The sequence below is a fragment of the Vibrio sp. R11-SG3-ISO3-SZ genome (assembly GCF_059834345.1).
Genome location: NZ_JCBDGX010000113.1, coordinates 1 through 15319 on the forward strand (window position 1 = coordinate 1; position 15319 = coordinate 15319).

Consider the following 15319-nt stretch of genomic DNA (forward strand, 5'->3'; position numbering starts at 1 on the left):
GCTCTGCGTGAAAACATGGGGCGTGCTCGTTATCGCGATGAGGTGTTGAACCAACAGCATCCAGGTCAAAGCTTTGGGGCCCACTTGCCAAAGGACATCAGTGCTGAGTTTGTCCGCCAAGAAGTGGCCGCGGGCCGTGCCATCATTCCATCCAACATCAACCACCCGGAAGCGGAGCCAATGATCATTGGTCGCAACTTCTTGGTCAAGGTGAACGCCAATATTGGTAACTCCTCCGTGACCTCTTCCATTGAGGAAGAAGTTGAGAAATTGGTTTGGGCAACACGTTGGGGTGGCGATACGGTGATGGATTTGTCGACCGGACGCAATATTCACGAGACTCGAGAGTGGATTCTACGTAACAGCCCAGTCCCGATTGGTACCGTGCCTATGTACCAAGCGCTTGAAAAAGTGAATGGCATTGCAGAAAACCTCAATTGGGAAGTGATGCGAGACACCTTGATTGAGCAAGCTGAGCAGGGCGTCGATTACTTCACGATTCATGCCGGTTTGCTGTTGCATTATGTGCCGATGACGGCCAAACGTGTCACGGGTATTGTCTCTCGCGGCGGCTCGATCATCGCTAAGTGGTGTCTCGCTCACCATCAAGAAAGCTTCCTTTACACCCACTTCCGCGAAATTTGTGAAATTTGTGCCAAGTACGATGTCGCGCTTTCGCTCGGTGATGGCTTGCGTCCAGGTTCGGTGGCCGATGCCAATGATGAAGCGCAGTTTGCTGAGCTACGCACGTTGGGTGAACTGACTAAGATCGCGTGGGAGTATGACGTGCAGGTGATCATTGAAGGCCCTGGGCATGTACCTATGCACATGATCAAAGCCAATATGGATGAGCAGCTAGAGCACTGCCACGAAGCGCCATTCTACACTTTGGGTCCTCTGACGACCGATATTGCCCCTGGGTACGATCATATTACCTCTGGCATTGGCGCTGCGATGATCGGCTGGTACGGCTGTGCGATGCTCTGCTATGTGACGCCGAAAGAGCACTTGGGTCTACCCAATAAAGAAGACGTTAAGACGGGCTTGATTACTTATAAACTTGCGGCGCATGCGGCGGATTTGGCTAAAGGCCACCCTGGTGCTCAGGTTCGTGACAATGCGCTCTCAAAAGCTCGCTTTGAGTTCCGCTGGGAGGATCAGTTCAATTTGTCGCTTGACCCTGATACAGCGCGAGCTTTCCACGATGAAACTTTGCCGCAAGAGTCGGGCAAAGTGGCTCACTTTTGTTCAATGTGTGGACCAAAATTCTGTTCGATGAAAATTTCTCAGGAAGTGCGCGAGTACGCTAAAGACACGCAACAAGTCGAAGCCGACCAAGCCATCTCCGTTAAAATGCTCGATGATCCACTTGAAGGGATGCGCCAAAAGTCAGAGGAGTTCCGTCAATCGGGTTCTGAGTTGTATCATCCTGCCGCTCAGCCTGAAAGTGCAGAGTCGTAGGAACGCGACGATGAAAATTGTGATTCCTCACTCAGAGCCCACATTGCGCGATGATATCGCGCAATGCTTGGCATTAGCCGGCGAGCAAGGGTTTGCCACACGAGAGATTCAGTTGATTGAAGGGGCTGAGTCGACGGTTGAACTGCGCGGTGCGTCTTCTTCTGTTTGGATTGCTCGGGATACGCAAGTCTCTGAGTCTTCCTCTCTCAGTGACGACAGCGAACAAAACATCCATCAACTGGTGTACTCAGTTGCAGAGGGTGATGTCTCGCTGGCGGACTATGCCCCGCATGCGATCGTTATTGGCGCAAGGTGCGAAGGGCGCGTGCTCGATATTTGGCAACACAGCACGCGTGCTCATGCTGAAGTGCGTGCGCTTAATGTCCACCAAATGGCGCTTGATCCTACACAGCACTTCGCATGGTTTATCACCTTGCGGGCGCTCGATTTTCCCGTTGAAGATGCACTGACGCTCGCACGTGCGATGGGGCATGTTTCACGTGAAACATCTCAATGGCCATGTTGTTTTGAGCAATTTCCTACGCCTGTCCTGGAAGACGAAACTCTCGGCATTCGTGTCGGTTGGAAAACTGAAGGCCGCGCGATCTCTTTTCCCTCTATGGCGAAAGAGGTGTTGGGTCTCTATCCGGTGGTCGACGATGTCCGTTGGATTGAACGATTGCTGCCTCTAGGCATTAAAACTATACAGCTGCGCATCAAAGATCCACAGCAAGCCGATTTGGAAGCGCAGGTAATTCGTGCAATTGCATTGGGTCAGCAATATCAAGCACACGTGTTTATCAACGATCATTGGCAGTTGGCGATAAAGCACGGTGCATTCGGTGTTCACCTTGGCCAAGAAGATATTGAAGCGTCGAACTTGCAGGCATTGTCACAGGCAGGTATCGCTTTAGGGCTCTCGACACACGGCTATTACGAACTGCTGCGTATTGTGCAGATTGCGCCAAGCTACATCGCACTCGGGCATATCTTCCCAACTACGACCAAAGTTATGCCTTCAAAGCCGCAAGGTTTGGTGCGCTTGAAGCTTTATCAACAGTTGATTGATTCAATTCCTCGCTCGCAAGGTACGGGCTTTCCTACGGTTGCGATTGGCGGTATCGACCAAGGTAACGCTGCGATGGTGTGGCAGTGCGGCGTCTCAAGCCTGGCTGTCGTGCGCGCGATTACGCTCGCCGACGACCCAAAACCGGTCATTGCGGCTTTTACTGAGTTGATGAAGGCAAACAAGCAAGTAGGAGAGCAGGGATGACTATGCTGTCTGACGAGGCGTTCTTACGTTACCAAAGACAAGTGTCGTTGCCGCAATGGGGCGAACAAGGACAAGCTAAGTTGGCGAATGCTCATGTGTTGCTGATTGGTTGTGGTGGCCTCGGGTCGGCGGCAAGCCTTTATTTAGCGTCCGCTGGTGTGGGCAAATTGGTGTTGGTGGATGATGACAGTGTCGAGCTAAGCAATCTTCAGCGCCAAGTCATCTATCGAAACGATGACCAAGGGCAGAGCAAAGCGTTGGCGGCTAAGAGTCAATTAGAGAACCTCAACCCTTTGATCCGCCTTCGTGCGATTGAGCAGCGGCTCGATGATACCCAGCTTGCGCTTGAGATCATGCTTGCCGACATCGTGCTTGATTGCACAGACAACCTTGAAACGCGCCAGCAAATCAATCGGCTCTGCTTCAAAAACCGGACACCTTTGATCTCGGCCTCGGCCATTGGGTGGCAAGGGCAGTTCGCGTTGTTTGACTATCAGCAAGATAGTCCATGCTACCACTGCCTATACCCGTTCGATTCACTTCCTTCTGGTCAAAAATGCAGTGAACTTGGCGTGGTAGGTCCGGTGGTAGGGACGTTAGGTAATTACCAAGCGCTGGCGGCGATTCAATGGTTAGTCCTTGATGAGCCACAACTTAGCCCATCGACATTACACCTATTTGATGGACTCACGATGCGCTGGCAGACGTTAACTATCTCAGTGGATGCCACTTGTCATGTGTGTCAGTCAAACATCGTTAAGGAATGAACATGGAACCCATCACTATCACCGTCAATGGTGAAACACATACGACTCAAGCAGGGACAACATTAACGGCGCTCATTGCTGAGTTATCGCTCGTGGAGGTGGGGTGTGTGTTTGCCATCAATAACTGTGTCGTTCCGCGCAGCGAGTGGGGCAGACATATCGTCCATCAAGGCGATGCCATCGCACTATTTCAAGCCATTGCAGGAGGCTGATCATGGCGCCAATAACACCGCTTACTATCGCGGGCAAAGTGTTTGACTCGCGTCTGTTTACCGGCACGGGTAAGTTTTCGAACAGTACTACCATGGCGCGCGCTATTGAGGCGTCGGGATCGCAACTGGCGACTATGGCGCTCAAGCGCGTCGATATCCATGATAAGCAAGATGATATCTTAGCGCCGTTGATTGCCGCTGGCGTGAATCTATTACCGAATACCTCTGGAGCAAAAACTGCACAAGACGCCATTTTCGCCGCACACTTAGCACGTGAAGCCTTGGGCACACAGTGGCTTAAACTCGAGATTCATCCTGATCCCAAATACCTGATGCCTGACCCAATTGAAACCCTCAAAGCGGCACAGCAGTTGGTCAAAGATGGCTTTATTGTTTTGCCGTATTGCCACGCAGACCCAGTGTTGTGTAAGCGTTTAGAAGAGGTGGGCTGCGCAGCAGTGATGCCTCTAGGTGCTCCCATAGGCTCGAACAAAGGGCTGGCGTCGCAAGACTTTTTGGAGATCATCATCGACCAAGCTGGTGTCCCCGTCATCGTCGATGCCGGGATTGGTGCTCCGTCTCATGCGGCAAAAGCGATGGAAATAGGCGCAGATGCGGTGTTGGTGAATACCGCGATCGCGGCAGCGAGCAATCCAGTTGCTATGGCGCATGCGTTTAAGATGGCGGTGGAAAGCGGGCGGATAGCGTTTGAATCCGGCTTGGCTGGTCAGGTCACCCATGCTGTTGCCTCTAGCCCATTAACCGCCTTCCTAGAGTGAGGGACGCAGAATGAGTTTTGTATCGATTCATCAACGCATGGACTGGGATGACATCAGGCTGTCGATTTACGCGAAAACACATCAGGATGTGGAACGCGCATTGGCGAAATCTAAGCGTGATCTCGAAGATTTTAAAGCCATGATTTCACCTGCGGCAGAGCCTTACCTTGAGCAAATGGCGCAGCAATCCTTTGCGCTCACGCGCAAACGGTTTGGCAACACGATTGGATTGTATATCCCGCTTTATCTCTCCAACTTGTGCGCCAACGCGTGTACCTACTGTGGTTTTTCAATGGAGAACCGCATTAAACGCCGTACGCTGACAGAGCAAGAAATCACGGCAGAGATAGACGCTATTAAGTCGATGAAATTCGACAGTGTGCTTTTGGTCACCGGTGAGCACCAAACCAAAGTGGGGATGGACTACTTTCGCCGCGCACTGCCACTTGTTAAAGCGCACTTTAACTACTTGGCAATGGAAGTACAGCCGCTTGATGAAGGGCAGTACCGTGAACTGAAATCCTTGGGCCTCGATGCAGTAATGGTCTATCAGGAAACCTACCATCGTCGCACTTATGCTCAGCACCATTTGAGGGGCAACAAAACAGATTTTGACTATCGCTTGGAAACGCCGGATCGTTTGGCGAGAGCAGGGATCGATAAGATCGGTATAGGCGCGCTCATCGGCTTGGACGATTGGCGCACGGATTGCTTTTATGTCGCCGCACACCTTGACTACTTAGAGCGTACCTACTGGCAAACTCGTTACTCGATTTCTTTTCCACGGCTTCGTCCTTGTGAGGGCAATGCATCGGAAGGGGTGATTCAACCTAAATCCGTGATGAGTGATAAGCAGTTGGTTCAGTTAATCTGTGCCTATCGGTTGTTGAATCCGACGGTTGAGCTTTCGTTATCGACACGAGAGTCGCCGCAGTTTAGGGACAATGTGTTGCCACTGGGTGTGACATCCATGTCCGCCGCATCAAAAACACAACCCGGCGGATATGCGATGCAAGACGTCGAGTTGGAGCAGTTTGAGATCAGCGATGAGCGAAGTGCTGAATCAGTCGAGCAGGCGTTACGCTCGAAAGGGTATGACCCGGTTTGGCGAGACTGGAACGCAATCTATTCAGGATAATGTTTCACGTGAAACAACCACGCCACAATTAAAAAAGGCTCTCATGTTGAGAGCCTTTTCATTCAACTTCACGCGATATGCAGATCTACCGAGTGTTCAAAGCACGATTAGTCGCGGTGAGCGATGGGCGATGTTGCGCGCTCTAACCACGTTCTTACCTCACCATCGACCAATGGGCTGAGGTCATTCCACACTTTTTGGTGGTAATCATTAAGCCAAGCGAGCTCTGGTTTGGTCAACATATCAATGTTGATGTTGCGCTTATCAATCGGGCAACGTGTGAGTGACTCGAAGCTCAATACAGGGAAATCACCTTGTGTTGGAGTTTCCACTACGAGTTCTAAGTTCTCAATACGAATGCCAAACGCATCGGCGCGGTAATAACCGGGCTCATTGGAGAGCACCATACCTTCCATCAAAGCCACATCAATTTGTCGTTTGGAAATGCTTGCTGGTCCCTCATGGACACTGAGGAAGTGGCCGACACCGTGGCCCGTACCGTGGTCATAGTCAAAGCCTTCTGCCCATAGGTGTTGACGGGCAAGGGTATCAATTTGATAGCCGCGTGTTCCTTTTGGAAAACGGGCACGTGCGACACCAATATGACCTTTGAGCGCTAAGGTAAACTGCTTGATCATCTCGTCGCTAGGTTGACCGATGGCCACAGTACGTGTGATGTCCGTCGTTCCGTTGAGGTATTGGCCGCCAGAGTCGACAAGGTAGAGAGAGTTCAGGCTCAACTGACCCGGGGTCGGTTGGTTTTCGTGGTTGTAGTGACACATTGCCCCGTTGCTGCCTGCTGCGGAGATGGTATCAAAACTTAGGTCTACTAACGTTTCATCCTCACGACGGTACGCTTCTAAACGGTCGGCTAGGTAGGCTTCATCGTGAAGTTGGCCGTTGTCGACTTCGTTATCAAGCCAAGAGAGGAACTTGACCATGGCGACGCCATCGCGCACATGACACGCTTTCATGCCCTCAATTTCGACCGCATTTTTTTGCGCTTTCGGCAGCAAGCAAGGATCGGCTGCACTTACGACATGCGCGCCACTGTTTTGCAGTGTCAATTTAAACCACGCATTGCTCGTCGCTGGGTCAAGTAATACTCGGCGTCCATTAAGCGAGTTAAGAATAGACTCCAGGGACTCGGGAGCATGAACTCTGACACCGGTACCAACATGCTCAGCAAAGCCTTGCGGCAGACGTTCTTGGCGAATAAAGAAATCGACACTGGCGTCGCGGTGAATAATCGCGTGAGACAATAATACGGGCAGGCGAGAGACGTCGAGGCCACGCACATTAAGCAGCCAGCAGATAGAGTCGAGCGCGGTCACGACTGCAGCATCAAGGTTCTGCTTTGTCAGTTGCTTGGCAATCTCTTCACGTTTGGATGATGAGGTTTGACCGACGGATTCAATCGGCATTAAGCGCGCAGGTGATTCGAGGGCGGCTGGGCGATCATGCCACAGTGCGTCGATGGGGTGAGTTGTTAACAGCTTGAGTTCAAGTTTGTCCGCCAGTTTGGTTTGCGCAGACTCCAGCCAGCCTGCATTGTGCATGCGTGGGTCAATGGCGACGACGCTGCCGGGTTGTAGCTCACTGAGCAGCCAGTCTAATGCCGGCTCTTCAATTAAATGGCGGTATTCGAACAGCTCGCTAGGGACTTGCTTGGTGACTTGCACCGTGTATCGACCATCGACAAATACCGCTGCTTTTGTTTGTGTGACCACCGCGGCCCCGGCTGAACCAGTGAAGCCGGTTAGCCAATGCAGGCGTTCGTTGTGCGCAGGAATGTACTCGCCCAAGTATTCGTCTTCATGGGGCACAAAAAGGGCATCGATATTGTTCTGAACCAGCCACTCTTTGATGGCTGTCAATCGTTGTTCAGTGGTGTTTAGCATCTGTGAATCCTTCAGTTATTTGAGGTGTCCATCCGACGTCTTAGACTCGCAATGACCGCGCATCTTGATGAGCGGGCGAATCACGTTTTGGGCTTGGACTATGGCCATTAAGCTACTCCTTTTACCAGAGCGCTGCAAATGGTCTGCATCGATAGCCGGGTATGGATCGCGGGGTAAGGTTAACTGACTACGTGACGTAAAATCAGCGCAGTTGTCGTCACGTGACTAGCATTGCACGGGGTTATCGCAACGCGGCTAACGTAGCGCGGTTATCGTAACGCGGTCGTCTTTTCGCGGATAATTTGTCTGAGCCAGGCAAGGGCCGGGTCGTTCTCTCGGTCGCGATGCCAAAACAGGGTATAGGCCATGGGCGGAAATTCTAACGGCAGTGGCAGCACCGCGAGGTTAAGCTGTTTCGAGGCAAGCTTGACGAAGTGGCTTGGCGCGGTAAAGACAAAGTCCGTGTAGGAACACAGACTGGCGGCGCTGTTGAAGTCCGGCACAGTGATGGCGATATCGCGCTCTTTGCCGATGTCGGCAAGGCGATAATCAAGTAGCCAGCGATCGTTGCCATCGCAGCGTACTTGAACATGACGTTGGCTAAGAAACTGTTCTAACGTCCAAGGACGGCTCAAGGCAGGGTGATCCGCGCGCAATAAACACATCTGGTTATCACGGTAGATCTCTTGTTCACTAATATCACTCGGCGGCAACATAGTCAGCTTGGCATCATTGATGTCGATGTCCTTGCCGGTAATACCAAGATCAATTTCGCCTTTTTGCAGCAGCTTAAAGGTTTGATCGGACCAAGAGTGGGTGCTGATGGTGACCCCGGGGGCGCGTTTAAAAATCTCGGGTAGAAAGTGGGGCAGAATCAGCGGGTAGACACTCTCTACCGCGGCGATTTGAAACTTGTAATCACTGCTGTCAGGCTGAAACTGCTCGGGTTGCGTCAGTAGCTCTAACTGATGGATCAGCGCATCCAATTTAGGCTTAAGAAAGAGGGCTTTGGGCGTCGGCTTTAGCCCATACGCTTGGCGCACGAACAGAGGGTCATCGAATTGGTCACGCAACTTGGCGAGGTTCTTACTGACCGCAGATTGGCTGAGGCATAATCGGTGAGCGGCACGTGTTACATTCAGCTCTTCAGTAAGAATCTTGAGGCACACCAGTAAATTCAAATCTAAGCGAGCAAGCTTCTCTATATTCATACATTTCCCTAAGGAATAACTTAAATGATGATTTGTCATTGGATGTCATATCTAGACTAACTTAGACTTTGCCGAGTTTCATCCTTTCTTGTGCATAATCATTTTAAAAGAGGCGAGCAGTGAACGCTGACAACCCGATCATCTACGGCAAACTTCAATTCATTCTTTTGACCCTGTTGGTGCTGTTTAGCCCGCTGGCAATTGATATTTATCTGCCTGCGTTGCCACAAATTTCTCAAGCGTTTCACGTGGAACACGCCTTAGCACAAGATACTATCACATGGTTTTTGTTCGCGATGGGGGTCGGCCAACTGTTTGCTGGCCCGCTGGCGGATAAGCTAGGACGTCGAACTGTTGCATTAGGTGGGATCAGCATCTACGCCGCGAGCGCTTTATTGGCGTGGAGTGCTCAAAACATCGAGTGGATGCTGGTTTCGCGCTTGCTGCAAGGCTTAGGAGCGTGCGCGACATCGGTGGCCGCCTTTGCAACAGTTCGCGATATGTTCGGTCCACAGAAAAGTGGCAAGATGATCAGCTATCTCAACGGAGCCATCTGTTTTATCCCTGCGTTGGCGCCGATTCTTGGTGCATGGCTCACTCAGCAATTTGGATGGCGCGCCAACTTCAGCTTTATGGCCGGATTCGCGTTGATTGGTCTGGTGGCGATGTCGTTTGGCCTTAAAGAGACCAATCCGCAAGTCAGCACCGCGCCGGTATTTCGTCTACGACGCTATTGGCAAGTGCTGAGTACACCGACGTTTTTGTTCCACGCATCCTTGTGTATGTTGGCGATGGCGGTGATTCTCGGTTATGTCACCTCAGCCCCCGTGGTGCTGATGGAAAATCTTGGTTTAAGCATGAACGCTTTTACCTTTTGGTTTGGAATCAATGCGGTGATCAACATTGTCGCGTGCATGACAGCGCCTAGATTTATGGATAAGTTCGGCACGCACACCACGCTCAATGTCGGCATCTTGTTGTTGGGATTAGGCGGTATCGTGATGCTAGCAATGGCGACGCAAGCAAGTGCCTTTGCCTTTATGCTGCCAATCTTCCTATCCTCGATTGGTTTTGCGTGGATTCTCGGTGCGGCGGCTGGTAAGGCGCTTGCCCCGTTCGGTGACAAAGCGGGCACCGCCGCTGCGCTACTCGGGCTGTTCCAAATGAGTGGAGCGGGCTTAGTCGTCGGCACCATGCAGCGTTTTGGGTGGGAGCCGCAAGTGCTTATCGCCTCATTGATGCTCATCATCACACCTGCGCTACTGATTTTGTGGACCAAAGCGGGCAGAGAGTGGCACTACTGTTATGAGTAGGTGTTACGAATAGATGTTATGAGTAAACCGTAATAAATAAGCTGCTATGAGTAAGTTGTTGTCGACACCTTGCTCACATCACTAGGCAAGGGCGCGCTTAGCTTTACAAGGCAAAATATCCTTGTATATTGAGGCGAGTTAATCTTGTAACGATGGAAAAACCACCACCATGTCGATGACGACGTACGAAAAAGCGCGTTTGATGGAGCAGCTTGAAGAGTCTCCAGAGAAAGTGATGTTTGGTAAATTAATTCACGAGCTCGGCAATCAGAGCAGCGAGCGTATTCGCAGTGCCGCCAAGCAAGTCCCGCTCGATGTGTTGCGCGATATCGTGTTCCATTTTCAGCAAGTGATTGAGTCACGTAAAGGCGAGCAGCTAGACATCATCGCAAAGCAACTTACCCAGCAGGGCATCTCAGCGGAGCAGCTCAAGCAGTACATGGAAAACCAAGGCAAATAACCTGCCGATTCGATCGGGTCAGTTGGATTCGTTCAGTTAGATTGGATAGAAAGCTCGCACAACGCGAGCTTTTTTTATGGATTGACGTTGCGATTGATGGGGTTCTGCAAAGAGATGAGGGTTTCGGTGGATTGCACTTCGTCGATGGCTTGCAACTTATCGATCAGTACGTGTTGCAGCTCCTCAATCGAGCGACACATCAATTTGACGAAGATGTTGTACGCGCCCGTCGTGTAATACGCTTCCACCACTTCCTCTAGAGCATTGAGTTTTTGCAAAGCTGAGTGATAATCGCGCGCCGCGTTGAGGTTAATACCAATAAAGCAGCAGACGTCGTAACCGAGTTTTTTCGTATCGACAATCACTTCCGTGCCTTGAATGATGTCGGCTGACTTCATCTTTTCTATTCGAACGTGAATGGTTGCAGGGCTGACATCAAATTGCTTCGCCATTTCGGCGTAGGGCGTCCGCGCATCTTCCATTAAGGTTTTCAAAATCGCTTTGTCGAGGTCATCGAGCTTGGTGGAGTGAGCTTGCATAGTCAGCCTTGTTGAAAATAGAAAGACTATTATTGCCGCGAACGGGCGAAGACATCAATGGCGATTTGTTCGTAGCGAAGTGGGGAAACTGTTAGGTAGAGCCAGCTAAAATCCATTACACTGACGCGCACGCGTCCCTCAACACTGACCTACACCGGAGCCGATAGTGGATTTGCAACTTCTCTGCGAACACCCTGAACAGAACCAACAACTGAACGATATTGCTGCTCGCTGGGGGCTTAGCCACAGTGACACCAGTCCGTTTGCTTTGGTGCTGACGGCGCAGCGCTTGGAACTTCGCAAAACCGATGAGCCTAAATTAGGGGCGATTTATGTCGACCTGGCGGGAGGCGCCGCTGAGCATCGCCGCAAGTTTGGGGGCGGAAAAGGGCAAGCGATCGCCAAAGCGGCCGGGCTCAACAAAGGCGTGGTGCCGACAGTGCTTGATGGCACCGCTGGCCTTGGGCGAGATGCGTTTGTATTGGCCTCTTTGGGCTGTCAGGTGCAGATGGTGGAGCGTCACCCTGTGGTGGCGGCGCTACTGGATGATGGCTTAGAACGCGCCAAACAGGACCCAGAAATCGGCGTCTGGGTCAGTGAGCGAATGTCACTGCTGCACGCATCGAGCCACAACGCGCTGGAAACGCTCGCAAGTCAGCCTGATTTTGTGCGCCCTGATGTGGTCTACCTAGATCCCATGTACCCTCATCCTGAGAACAAAAAGAAAAGCGCGTTAGTGAAAAAAGAGATGCGCGTATTTCAAACGCTTGTGGGCGCCGATCACGACGCAGACGGCCTACTCACGCCAGCCCTTGCGCTGGCGACGAAAAGAGTGGTGGTCAAACGCCCCGACTACGCTGATTGGCTAGATGGTGTCAAACCGGCGATGGCGATAGAGACCAAGAAAAACCGCTTTGATGTCTATGTTAATGCAGCCATGAGTTAGTTAATTCGGCCATGAGCTAAGTGCCTGATTCTATTTATACTCACCACACCGTGCTTTATGGCGGTGGAAAATAACGCTTGCCAAGCCCGTCTGATGACTATATATCTTACTAAGAACTATTCGTATTCTTTTTAAGGTGAGTCGATGGCAAAGCGTTTGTGCAAGTTGAGTCGTAAACAAGTCGCACACAGTTTGGGTGAGATAGAAAAGCTCGTGGTTGAACCCAAGTTTGTCTGCCGCTCTTGTGCGCGTGCCAGTCACAGTAAACAACACTTATGCAAACCGGCGTCAATTGCGGCGGCTGCCCATACCCAGCCAACGACTCATACACCTAAAATCCTTAAGCCTCTCTCTGCGCGAGCTGAATCTGCACTATTCGGACCTCAACAAGCGGCAGTGGCTTCTGCGCCTTCAGATACGCAGAATGTCGCTCAAGCGATCGAGACAAAGCGTGAAGAGCAACAAGCGCAAGCCGTGCAGCGCGTCATTGCGCGAGTGAAAGCACGCAAAGCTGACGTTGAGTTAAATACCCTGACGTCCGTGAATGCCTTGACGCCGGTAGTAGAGACGTTCGATTTGATGGATAAAAAGGCGTTCAAGAAAGCGAGAAAAGAGCTCAAACGTGCTTATAAGCAGCAGAAGAAGTGGCTAAAAACGCTGAAAAAACAGCAAAAACTCAGTAAAAAGCAGGCTAAACTGCAGGCCAAGTTAGACGTAATCCACTCTTGGCCAACCGGCTTAGCAGAGACAGAGAAGCGCCAAGCCAAGGTGCATTAACCTTAGACTAGGCGCTAGACTTTGGATTTACGCGGCGTTGGTTACACGCTTTTTCACCCAGGTTTCGTTGACCCAAAGTGAAAGGACAATAATAGCGCCGCCAATGGTCAGTCTCGTCAGGTCGACATCGCGATTCCAGATCACGATATTGACGATAAGCCCAGCGGGGACCAACGCATTATTCATCACCGCCAGCGCACCAGCATTCACCATGGTCGCGCCTTTATTCCACGCGAAATACCCCAACCCAGACGCAATCAAGCCTAAGTAGGTCAGAACGCCCCATTGCGTTGCCGTGCTCGGCAATTTCTCACTGTTGCCCATCAGCGCAAACGCGATGAGTGCGACAGCCAGTGCGCCCAAATAAAAGTAACCAAAGACCGTATGCTGTGGCAGGGCGACTTGCTGCTTTTCCATCAAGTATTTGTAGCCCACTTGGCCGATAGCGAAGCAGAGATTGGCTCCTTGCACCACCATAAAGCCAAGCAAGAAATGCTCATTGACTCCGGCAAACTTGATAAAGGCAGCGCCAGCCACTGCGATCGCCGCGGTAACCAAATACCAAGGTGAAAAGCGACCCTTGAGCAGATCGTAGATTAACGTCACGTAAATCGGCGTGAACACCGTGAATAGCAAGACTTCTGGTACAGACAGAAGCAGGAAGGATTGATAGTAGAAACAGTACATCAAGCCAAGTTGAAAGCCGCCAACGACCATCAATTTGGCAATCAGGGATTTCTCAACCCCTTTAAATTTCAGGAAAGGCAGGAAAACCAAGCTTGCTAAGGCGACGCGCATTAAAACCGAAAACCACGCGTCGACTTGGCCTGCCAAATAGACACCAATCAAACTGAAGGAGAACGCCCACAGTACGGTGACCGAAGAGAGATAAAACATGATTAAGACTCATTATCAAAAACTATCTGATTATTTTATCTCAATTCAACCGTTGAATCAGTCTTTTAGTGGTACAACCAACATGTCGACCGGTGAGCAATTGATCAACTGACGAGTCGAGGAGAGCAGTTTGCTCCAAAAGTCTTGATGGTGGCCACACACCACAAGATCGACGTTGAACTCTTGAATGGTATCGCACAGCTCATTACCTAAGTCGCCACTGCCCACTAGGGTATGTTTAATAGGGAAGTTGGCGTGGTCCGCAAGGTTTTGCAATTGCTTTTGCGATGCCTCAATAGCTTGATGTTGCGTCTCCGCCAGGTTGATGTCGATGAGGCCGGTATACAACTCGGCGTAGTTGACATCAATGTGGATGAATGAGACCGCCGCGTCGAGCGGCTTGGCCAAGGAGACCGCTTTGTCTACCAGCAGTTTGCTGTCTTCAGACAGGTCGATGGCCACTAGAATGTGTTGATAGCTCATACCGAATCCTCTTATTTCGCTCGCCTAAAGTTAGATTAGCACCTCGCTGGTCAATTTTTTGCCAAGGTGATCTCATATCCACATTCACCATACAAAGTGTTATGGTGGCTAGCATGATATAGTCAGTTTAAGTTCATAGACTTAGTAGGAGTGCGAAATGCTGTCACAAGCGATGGTCGAGCAATTGAATGAGCAAATTAATCTCGAATTCTTTTCATCCAATCTATACTTACAAATGAGTGCTTGGTGTGAGGACAAAGGCTTTGAAGGCGCGGCCGAATTTTTACGCAAACACGCCGTTGAAGAGATGGAGCACATGCAGCGTTTATTCACGTATGTGAGTGAAACGGGGGCAATGCCGATTCTAGGTGCCATTGATGCACCAAAACATGAATTTGAGAGCCTAGGTGAAGTCTTTCGCGAGACCTATGAACATGAGCAAATGATTACGCAAAAAATCAACAAATTGGCTCACGTTGCGTTTACTTCTCAAGATTACTCAACATTCAACTTCTTGCAGTGGTACGTTGCAGAGCAGCACGAAGAAGAGAAGTTGTTTAAAGGGATTTTAGACAAGCTAGAACTGGTTGGTGAAGATGGTAAGGCGTTGTTCTTCATCGATAAAGACCTAGCTGCTTTAGCAAAAGAAGGTTCATCTTCTATTATGGATACCGCCGCTGAATAATTGTCAGCGAAAGATGCTCTGATGGGATCGTCTTTTCTTCGGTAACCTATGAAGATGTAGGGAGGAAAAGATGATCAATGCAGACACCATTCTATTCACGTTGATGCTTGTAACGGCGGTGAACATGGCCCGTTACCTCACTGCACTGCGTTCTCTGATATACATCATGCGCGAGGCGCATCCTCTTTTGTACCAGCAAGTCGACGGCAACGGTTTCTTTACCACGCACGGCAATATGGCCAAGCAGGTACGCCTGTTCCATTACATCAAAAGCAAAGAGTATCACCATCATCACGATGAAGTGTTCACGGGCAAATGTGATCGCGTCAGAGAGCTGTTCATACTCACCACCTCATTGCTCGCGGTGACCTTACTGGCAGCGTTTATTCTTTGATGATCGGCGCCTTTAAATTGGCAAGGTAGGCAATAGCCGTTAAAATAGCCACCTATTGCGAAGGATGTGCTCAGTGCACATCC

Annotated in this window: 17 protein-coding genes; 12 read left to right on the forward strand and 5 right to left on the reverse strand. The window is 50.7% G+C overall.

All coding sequences use genetic code 11. The features are described from left to right. From thiC to thiH, 6 genes are all read left to right on the forward strand, one after another. The coding region (gene thiC / locus AC6R1O_RS14030) for a phosphomethylpyrimidine synthase ThiC (protein ID WP_500657237.1) at nt 1-1461 on the forward strand (1461 nt) is incomplete at its 5' end. Between the two features lie 10 nt (nt 1462-1471). Beyond that, on the forward strand, nt 1472-2734 hold the full coding sequence (locus tag AC6R1O_RS14035) for a thiamine phosphate synthase (protein ID WP_500632522.1): 1263 nt from the start codon (nt 1472-1474) through the stop codon (nt 2732-2734). Nucleotides 2735-2736: 2 nt separating this feature from the next. After that, on the forward strand, nt 2737-3501 hold the full coding sequence (locus tag AC6R1O_RS14040; protein ID WP_500632526.1) for a HesA/MoeB/ThiF family protein: 765 nt from the start codon (nt 2737-2739) through the stop codon (nt 3499-3501). 2 nt (nt 3502-3503) lie between these two features. After that, nucleotides 3504-3713, forward strand: coding sequence for a sulfur carrier protein ThiS (gene thiS / locus AC6R1O_RS14045; protein ID WP_500632521.1), 210 nt, complete (start codon nt 3504-3506; stop codon nt 3711-3713). Between the two features lie 2 nt (nt 3714-3715). Further along, a complete protein-coding gene (locus AC6R1O_RS14050; protein WP_500632520.1) occupies nt 3716-4492 on the forward strand; it encodes a thiazole synthase in 777 nt (258 codons plus the stop codon). 10 nt (nt 4493-4502) lie between these two features. Further along, nucleotides 4503-5630, forward strand: a complete 1128-nt coding sequence (gene thiH, locus AC6R1O_RS14055; RefSeq protein WP_500632519.1) for a 2-iminoacetate synthase ThiH — start codon at nt 4503-4505, stop codon at nt 5628-5630. Nucleotides 5631-5737: 107 nt separating this feature from the next. Here thiH and AC6R1O_RS14060 read toward each other — a convergent pair whose 3' ends face one another. Both AC6R1O_RS14060 and AC6R1O_RS14065 read right to left on the reverse strand, forming a co-directional pair. Then, nucleotides 5738-7531, reverse strand: coding sequence for an aminopeptidase P family protein (locus tag AC6R1O_RS14060; RefSeq protein ID WP_500632518.1), 1794 nt, complete (start codon nt 7529-7531; stop codon nt 5738-5740). A 269-nt stretch (nt 7532-7800) separates the two neighbouring features. Next, nucleotides 7801-8742: a LysR family transcriptional regulator gene (locus AC6R1O_RS14065; protein WP_500630160.1), complete on the reverse strand. Its 942-nt coding sequence runs from the start codon at nt 8740-8742 to the stop codon at nt 7801-7803. Between the two features lie 119 nt (nt 8743-8861). On the opposite strand from AC6R1O_RS14065, the gene AC6R1O_RS14070 reads away from it, so the two are divergent. Together AC6R1O_RS14070 and tsrA are read left to right on the forward strand one after the other, a co-directional pair. Next, nucleotides 8862-10055: a multidrug effflux MFS transporter gene (locus tag AC6R1O_RS14070; RefSeq protein ID WP_500657238.1), complete on the forward strand. Its 1194-nt coding sequence runs from the start codon at nt 8862-8864 to the stop codon at nt 10053-10055. A 169-nt stretch (nt 10056-10224) separates the two neighbouring features. Further along, on the forward strand, nt 10225-10515 hold the full coding sequence (gene tsrA / locus AC6R1O_RS14075) for an H-NS-like global regulator TsrA (RefSeq protein WP_500632516.1): 291 nt from the start codon (nt 10225-10227) through the stop codon (nt 10513-10515). 74 nt (nt 10516-10589) lie between these two features. Here the strand turns inward: tsrA and asnC are convergent, their stop codons facing one another. Next, on the reverse strand, nt 10590-11054 hold the full coding sequence (asnC, locus tag AC6R1O_RS14080; RefSeq protein ID WP_334555425.1) for a transcriptional regulator AsnC: 465 nt from the start codon (nt 11052-11054) through the stop codon (nt 10590-10592). A 166-nt stretch (nt 11055-11220) separates the two neighbouring features. Here asnC and AC6R1O_RS14085 point away from each other — a divergent pair, with 166 nt between their 5' ends. Continuing rightward, entirely contained in the window at nt 11221-12000 is a 780-nt protein-coding gene (locus tag AC6R1O_RS14085) for a class I SAM-dependent methyltransferase (RefSeq protein WP_500632515.1), read from the forward strand. A gap of 144 nt (nt 12001-12144) precedes the next feature. Then, nucleotides 12145-12777: a hypothetical protein gene (locus AC6R1O_RS14090; RefSeq protein WP_500657239.1), complete on the forward strand. Its 633-nt coding sequence runs from the start codon at nt 12145-12147 to the stop codon at nt 12775-12777. Nucleotides 12778-12804: 27 nt separating this feature from the next. Here AC6R1O_RS14090 and AC6R1O_RS14095 read toward each other — a convergent pair whose 3' ends face one another. Both AC6R1O_RS14095 and uspA read right to left on the reverse strand, forming a co-directional pair. Beyond that, complete coding sequence (locus AC6R1O_RS14095; RefSeq protein WP_500657240.1) at nt 12805-13674, reverse strand: carboxylate/amino acid/amine transporter; 870 nt, start codon at nt 13672-13674, stop codon at nt 12805-12807. A gap of 57 nt (nt 13675-13731) precedes the next feature. Next, nucleotides 13732-14157 (reverse strand): universal stress protein UspA, encoded by a 426-nt coding sequence (gene uspA, locus AC6R1O_RS14100; protein ID WP_334555429.1) that lies wholly within the window; start codon nt 14155-14157, stop codon nt 13732-13734. Nucleotides 14158-14314: 157 nt separating this feature from the next. Here uspA and ftnA point away from each other — a divergent pair, with 157 nt between their 5' ends. Both ftnA and uspB read left to right on the forward strand, forming a co-directional pair. Further along, the gene (ftnA, locus tag AC6R1O_RS14105) at nt 14315-14842 is read left to right on the forward strand and encodes a non-heme ferritin (RefSeq protein WP_334555430.1); all 528 of its coding nucleotides are present in this window, start codon (nt 14315-14317) and stop codon (nt 14840-14842) included. A 70-nt stretch (nt 14843-14912) separates the two neighbouring features. Then, a complete protein-coding gene (uspB, locus tag AC6R1O_RS14110; protein WP_334555431.1) occupies nt 14913-15236 on the forward strand; it encodes a universal stress protein UspB in 324 nt (107 codons plus the stop codon). Nucleotides 15237-15319 lie beyond the last annotated feature (83 nt).

Coding starts and splice junctions, on each gene's coding strand:
- thiS (WP_500632521.1), top strand. CDS start 3,504: ATGGAACCCATCACTATCACCGTCAATGGTGAAACACATACGACTCAA.
- uspB (WP_334555431.1), top strand. CDS start 14,913: ATGATCAATGCAGACACCATTCTATTCACGTTGATGCTTGTAACGGCG.
- AC6R1O_RS14090 (WP_500657239.1), top strand. CDS start 12,145: ATGGCAAAGCGTTTGTGCAAGTTGAGTCGTAAACAAGTCGCACACAGT.
- AC6R1O_RS14060 (WP_500632518.1), bottom strand. CDS start 7,531: ATGCTAAACACCACTGAACAACGATTGACAGCCATCAAAGAGTGGCTG.
- thiH (WP_500632519.1), top strand. CDS start 4,503: ATGAGTTTTGTATCGATTCATCAACGCATGGACTGGGATGACATCAGG.
- AC6R1O_RS14095 (WP_500657240.1), bottom strand. CDS start 13,674: ATGTTTTATCTCTCTTCGGTCACCGTACTGTGGGCGTTCTCCTTCAGT.
- uspA (WP_334555429.1), bottom strand. CDS start 14,157: ATGAGCTATCAACACATTCTAGTGGCCATCGACCTGTCTGAAGACAGC.
- ftnA (WP_334555430.1), top strand. CDS start 14,315: ATGCTGTCACAAGCGATGGTCGAGCAATTGAATGAGCAAATTAATCTC.
- AC6R1O_RS14040 (WP_500632526.1), top strand. CDS start 2,737: ATGCTGTCTGACGAGGCGTTCTTACGTTACCAAAGACAAGTGTCGTTG.
- tsrA (WP_500632516.1), top strand. CDS start 10,225: ATGTCGATGACGACGTACGAAAAAGCGCGTTTGATGGAGCAGCTTGAA.
- AC6R1O_RS14065 (WP_500630160.1), bottom strand. CDS start 8,742: ATGAATATAGAGAAGCTTGCTCGCTTAGATTTGAATTTACTGGTGTGC.
- AC6R1O_RS14050 (WP_500632520.1), top strand. CDS start 3,716: ATGGCGCCAATAACACCGCTTACTATCGCGGGCAAAGTGTTTGACTCG.
- AC6R1O_RS14035 (WP_500632522.1), top strand. CDS start 1,472: ATGAAAATTGTGATTCCTCACTCAGAGCCCACATTGCGCGATGATATC.
- asnC (WP_334555425.1), bottom strand. CDS start 11,054: ATGCAAGCTCACTCCACCAAGCTCGATGACCTCGACAAAGCGATTTTG.